At 39.4% G+C, this 5,583-nt stretch carries 7 protein-coding genes; 2 read left to right on the top strand and 5 right to left on the bottom strand.

Annotated elements, in window-relative coordinates:
- Nucleotides 1-217: 217 nt before the first annotated feature.
- The 4 genes from EI164_RS14275 to EI164_RS14290 form a co-directional block, all read right to left on the bottom strand.
- A complete protein-coding gene (locus tag EI164_RS14275) occupies nucleotides 218-484 on the bottom strand; it encodes a type II toxin-antitoxin system YafQ family toxin (protein ID WP_192520593.1) in 267 nt (88 codons plus the stop codon).
- A complete protein-coding gene (locus EI164_RS14280) occupies nucleotides 471-752 on the bottom strand; it encodes a type II toxin-antitoxin system RelB/DinJ family antitoxin (RefSeq protein ID WP_192520594.1) in 282 nt (93 codons plus the stop codon). Before EI164_RS14280 ends, EI164_RS14275 begins: the two co-directional genes overlap by 14 nt.
- A gap of 66 nt (nucleotides 753-818) precedes the next feature.
- Complete coding sequence (locus tag EI164_RS14285) at nucleotides 819-2,267, bottom strand: relaxase/mobilization nuclease domain-containing protein (RefSeq protein ID WP_192520595.1); 1,449 nt, start codon at nucleotides 2,265-2,267, stop codon at nucleotides 819-821.
- Entirely contained in the window at nucleotides 2,257-2,574 is a 318-nt protein-coding gene (locus EI164_RS14290; RefSeq protein ID WP_192520596.1) for a plasmid mobilization protein, read from the bottom strand. The genes EI164_RS14285 and EI164_RS14290 overlap by 11 nt, the downstream gene beginning before the upstream one ends.
- A 454-nt stretch (nucleotides 2,575-3,028) precedes the next feature.
- Here EI164_RS14290 and EI164_RS14295 point away from each other — a divergent pair, with 454 nt between their 5' ends.
- Together EI164_RS14295 and EI164_RS14300 are read left to right on the top strand one after the other, a co-directional pair.
- Nucleotides 3,029-4,084 carry a replication initiation protein gene (locus tag EI164_RS14295; protein ID WP_192520597.1) on the top strand — a complete coding sequence of 352 codons (1,056 nt, stop codon included), beginning with the start codon at nucleotides 3,029-3,031 and terminating at the stop codon, nucleotides 4,082-4,084.
- A gap of 273 nt (nucleotides 4,085-4,357) precedes the next feature.
- Entirely contained in the window at nucleotides 4,358-4,828 is a 471-nt protein-coding gene (locus EI164_RS14300) for a hypothetical protein (RefSeq protein WP_144296245.1), read from the top strand.
- Between the two features lie 361 nt (nucleotides 4,829-5,189).
- On the opposite strand, the gene EI164_RS14305 is transcribed toward EI164_RS14300, so the two are convergent.
- Nucleotides 5,190-5,583, bottom strand: a 394-nt coding sequence (locus EI164_RS14305) for a selenium binding protein (RefSeq protein ID WP_318779559.1), incomplete at its 5' end; no start/stop codon positions are given.

The following is a 5,583-nucleotide window of genomic DNA, read 5'->3' on the forward strand; positions in this document are numbered from 1 at the left end:
AATAATAAAACTGTTATTAGAATTAAAAACGCAAACCGCACTTCCTAACAACTCCCTATACTTTTTAGATGGCAAACATTGTCTGCTGTAGTGTTCATACATATTTGTTCTCCGTTTTTACAAATGTAAACTTATGGAACCACTTAAAACCTGTAATAGTCTTTTCGCCTATCCTAGCTACCTTTTGATTCATCAACCGAAGGGCATTAGCTTTAGGCTAATCAAACACTTCCGAATGGCTACCCAGCCTAACAAAATCTACCGTAACGCTTTGAATACGGTAGATAAGCACCAAATCAGGTTTAATATGGCAATCCCTAAACCCTTTATGATTGCCGGTCAACGCATGGTCTTTGTATTTAGCCGGTAGCGGTATATCGTTAGTCAGACAATTAAGCACCTCGCCCCATGCAGGAGTGAGTAAGCTTAAATAATTCTTTTTGGCATCTCTCTTAAACTGACTTGATACTTCAATGGATCTCATCAGCCTCGCCTTCTAGCTCATCCATCAAATCACCAAAGCTATCGTACTTAGTGCCTTTACCATCGGCAATCTCTGCAATAGCCGCAATGGTTTGCGCGTTGAGCTTAGGCTGATAATCAAAAGACAAGGGAACCTGATTGGTATCGGCTATTTGATTTAAAAACAGTCTGATGGCTTGTGAAGGCGTTAGTCCATAGCTTTCAATAACAGAAAACGCCCTATCTTTTAGGTCTTGATCAAGACGCACGTTGTAGTTGGTTGTAGTCATAATAATCACCTTTCGCTTACGTATGTATGTTAGATATAAGCCAATTATACAGCTAATTCAATATGTTTATAGCTCTAATTCAATACCTCGGCTTATCTCCTTCTGTGCTTGCTGACTGGCTTCAAGGACTTGTTGAGCGTGTTGTTCTCGCTGTTGAGTCTGCTGTTCTCGTTCTCCAATGCTTGTATTTGTCGCTGTAATGAGTTGTTTTGCTTGTTTAAATGATGATTGACTGCTGTCAATCGCTCTATTTGTATTTGCTGCTGTGCGGTCTTTTTCTCCAGTGCGTCCGCCAGCTCGTTGCAACGTGTTAAAAAGTCGTTCATGCTCAAGCCCTATTTGATTTCCAATACGTGACTGGTCTCGTTGTTGAAGTTCCTTGCCTTCACCCCTTCTTTGGTCGCTATATAAATCATTCCGTCTTGTTCCAGTATCTCCACCTGTGTGAGTGCTTTGGCTTCCAAAGGTGATTGCTCTATCTTTGCCGTTATCTCTGCTAATTCTGCTTTCTTGTTCTTTAAATCTATCCCTGTCCATGCGGTTAGAATGAACAGAACGGCTAATATGGTCAGTAGAACGCCCATCAGTCCCCCTAGCATCGTTTTGTAGGCTAAGGCTTGCTGTATGCTGCTTTTGCTCTGTTTGATAAGGTTGATGTTCTCGGCTAAAGCTTGCTCGGTTTCGTTCCTGCTTGACCTCAATAGCGCGTTGTAGCTTGCTAAGTGCTGTTTGGTAACGCTCTGCGCCTGCTCCTGCATAATCTTGTCTTGCTCTGCTGTGGTCTTCTCCAAGTTCTTTACCAAGTTGTCTATTTTCATAAATAACGCCCTCTAATCGTATATTGCGCTTGCCCTCTGGGTTTTTGATGCTGATTGATTTGTCTGTGGTTCTTGCAATCTCAAAGCCTGCTTGCTCGAGTGTATCTGTAACCCCCTTGCGGTCTGTGATATTGCCCTGCTCAATTTGGTGAGCTATGGCTTGCCCTATCTGCGCTTTGACCTGTTGCACCGCTTTGGGTAAATTTTGCCGGTTAAGGGTCTTAACGGCTTGGGTTTTGTCGGGGTCGTGAGGGTCGGTCAATCCGTATTCATGGTTAGTAACCTGTTTCCAGTTCTCAACTAGGGGTCGATCTGCCCTGTCAAAGTAGGGCTGCAAACGCTTTCCTGTGGTTAATTCCACGTTGGCGATGACAAAATTAAGCTCTAGGCGCTCTTTATCGGTATGTTCTATCCAAGTGATGTTGTACTGGTCTTTGTCTAATCCTGCCAAAAGGCTGCTCTCAAAGCTCTCCATGATGGCTCTTTTGTCTTCATCAGGAAGGTTTTTCTCCTCAAAGCTCAATACACCCACCGTATAGCGGTTTTGAAAGCTTAGGCTACCTGACAGCCTTTTTGTTAGTTCAGGGTCACCAGAGAGCAATCTGGCGCCTTCTCGGTCGTTTTCTTTGCCTAATAGGTAGTTCATAGTGGCATTTGCGCTACCACCACCGCTATTTTTGAAGAATTTAACGATCATGGCGGTCTAATACCTCGTTTAACTGCTCTCTGATAACGGTCAGCTGTGCAAACACTCTTAGCTTGTCGGTATCTTTGTCTAGGGTGTTGGCTTGTTTAGCGATTTGGTTCAGATTGCCGCCAATGCGTCCTAAGCTTGCCAAAAGTTTAGGATCAGCATTTTTGTAAGGTTTGGCGATTTTCTGAGAAAGGGCTGTTTTTCTGATCCATGTTGCTAATTGGTTGCCTTCCATTCTGTCTAAAAGTGCTTGGTGTTCATCTTCAGTGAGTCTGATTTTGATTTCTTTGGTTCGGTTCTCTTGAGGCATGGGCTTGGCTCTTTTTGGTTTTTGGCTTTTTACTGTCACATCGGTTCGTGACAGTTGGGGTTAAGGGGTTTCCCCTTACAAGGTCATATAGGGAGTCTCGATAGAGTACCCTATATGTGTCCTTGCCCTTCTTACTAATATTATCATTTTTAACTGAAAATAGATGTCTGATTTGCTCTCAATGATGAATTTAATCATTACTTTGGCTTTTGCTCTTTTTTATTGAATTTTAAAGAAAATCCTTTTTTATATTTTTAAAAGATTTTTAAAAGATTTTTAGACCCTCTGAAAGCCATACCCAGCATGGGTTTAACTAGACTAACTAGGACGGATTGACGCACAACTAGGACGGATTGACGCACAACTAGGACGGAATGACGCACTTAATAGGACGGATTGACGCACAACTAGGACTTCTATATTATAATGTCCTATTTGAGTATAAGGAACTACAATGGACGTTAAAAAAAATAATGGTTTAGTGGTAATGGATAATAAGTTAATCCGTGCATCGTATAAATTAACAGTTAATGAAATACGGCTGATACTTGTCGCTATTTCTCAAATGCCAAAAGATGATGAGCCAGTTGACCCTAAAAAAGCGTATTACATTACTAAAAACGATTTTGTGAGGTTAGGGGTTGAGCCTAAGAATGTAGCTCGTGATATACGTTCAGCTTGTAAGGACTTGCTGAGCAGAGTTATTACAATCAAAACGCCAATTGGTGACTTAGACACACATTGGGTGCATAACGTATTGCATTTCAAAAGTGAGGTATTTGAAAGGTTAAAAAAAGAATACCCTGACGCAGAGAGTGACGAAGAATTTATAAGCTCGTTACGCTTGCATAATCTCATGGACAGCCTACCAATGATCGCTAATAGCGATGATAACCTAATAGCTAGAGTGGTACTACATGAGGATATTATCCCTTATATCTCGCAGTTAAGGGAACAGTTCACACAACTCATGCTTGATGATGTGGTTGATTTCGGTAGTTTTTATAGTTATCGCGTTTACTTAATGATGATGCAGTTTCGCAGCACAGGTATTTGTACTATTAAAATTAATGATTTGCGTGAAGCACTGGATTTGAAAGATAAGTATGAAGCAACTAAAGATTTAAAGGTCAGAGTGATTGATACGGCTGTTGATGAGATAAATGAAAAATCCCCCTTCAATGTCACTTATGAGATGACTAAAACGGGGCGGAAGTTTACGCATCTAGTGCTAAAATTCAAGCCAAAAAAGAAGAACACAATCACTGCTAAGGATGTTTTTCGTGACCCTGATACCGTTGATATGTTCACTGTCGATGGGTTAAATGATAAGCAACTAGGGCGTATTGCTCGCAACCCTGCTTTTATTGCGGAATACAATCATTTAGTAAGCCCTACTAGCCCAGCTGGTCAGTCACAGCAAGCATGGGAGTTTGAAATGGTTAACCGCCTTAGAAAAGACCCTACACAGTTTAATAAACGTCCTATCAGAGAATATCTTGAATACTAGGACTTATGAGTGTGTTAGACGGGTTCGGTTCCCTAGTAAGGACTTGAACACTAGGCTGTGGGCTAGGAGTATCAAGGTTTAAAATCTCTGAATTGGTTGCAGTGTACTTCATGGTGTACTTACCATAAATATTCCATTAGTGATCGGTGCGCTATACAGGCATCGGAATACTAACCTTAGGTATAAATTTATATACCATGAAATTGATAGTATGAGTCGTTACGAACGTTATGTTAAATGGTTTTGACTAAATTATTCTGAGACGAAAATAATATGAAACAAGAAGAAATTAGAGAAAAAATGACCATTCTTATTGATAAGTTATTATCAAATACTTTAAGTGAGCAAGAAGATGACAAAGTTTTGGATGAAATCAGTCGAATTTCTCCATATCGATATTGGAGTGATTTAATTTTCTGGACTAACGACTACGTTGATGAGATTGATGGAAACCTTAAGTTAAAGCACGACGAGTTTTTTGATGAGGTATTCAACGGTTCTAAATTAAATGAAGAACAGGAAAAACAGAAAATCAAAGAACTTTTGGCACATTTAATAACAAATGATTTTTCAGGTTTGCCGATACAGTCTAGCATGGCTGTAAGCGCTGAAATTGATAGACTATCTCCTGATAAGAATTGGTGGGCAATCCTATATTCGAATACAGGCGTTTTGAATCCAGAGTTTATGGATAGAGAAGGTGATTTTAATTATGAACTGTTTGTTGAAAAGCTATTTGATTAGCATGAGTTTATTATTTGAGAGTATAGTTCCCATGTAGGGTGTCGAACCAGCTATTTCACCTGATTGGTCATCCTAATGTATACCCTAGCGGAACCACCTTAAAAGCCCCAAAAACCTATTAACAGACTACTCAAAATAGACTGTTAATATGGAACCACTTATAACAGACTTATCCGAAAGTAGAGTATGGCTACTTCATTATTTCGCTTATTTTTAGGTATTCACTGATGTAGCTCAGAATATCAGAGTATCTTGAATACCAGGGCTTACAAGTGTTTTAGTAGTTCGGTTCCTGTGGTAGGCGTCATGTTTTCACTGTAAGTCATTAATCAATAATTTACAGTATGTTCGTTCAGCGTGCTTAATGTCCTCTAAAATTATGAAGTTTGGTAGATAGGTCTTCATTCATTTTTATGAACTCAAGCAGAAAATCTATTGTAATAATTTCTTGTTTTCCGTTTTTATATTTAGTAGCCAGTATTTGATTGTCTTTATCATCAGAGCCTTCAGGAGAAGTAACTTGGAAACTATGCATTATTCTATTTCTCTTAGCGACGATCTTATCAAACTTATTAGCAATATCAGTATTTGACTGTTTTGTAATAGTATCCTTTACAGGTTTCAATAGTTCGCCAGATGTACGATCTATTAGATCGTGCCAGTTATATTCATCCGTATGATCATTAGCTAGTATATTTTCAATAATAAAACTGTTATTAGAATTAAAAACGCAAACCGCACTTCCTAACAACTCC

The organism is Psychrobacter sp. FME13 (assembly GCF_014861395.1).
Classification (GTDB): domain Bacteria; phylum Pseudomonadota; class Gammaproteobacteria; order Pseudomonadales; family Moraxellaceae; genus Psychrobacter.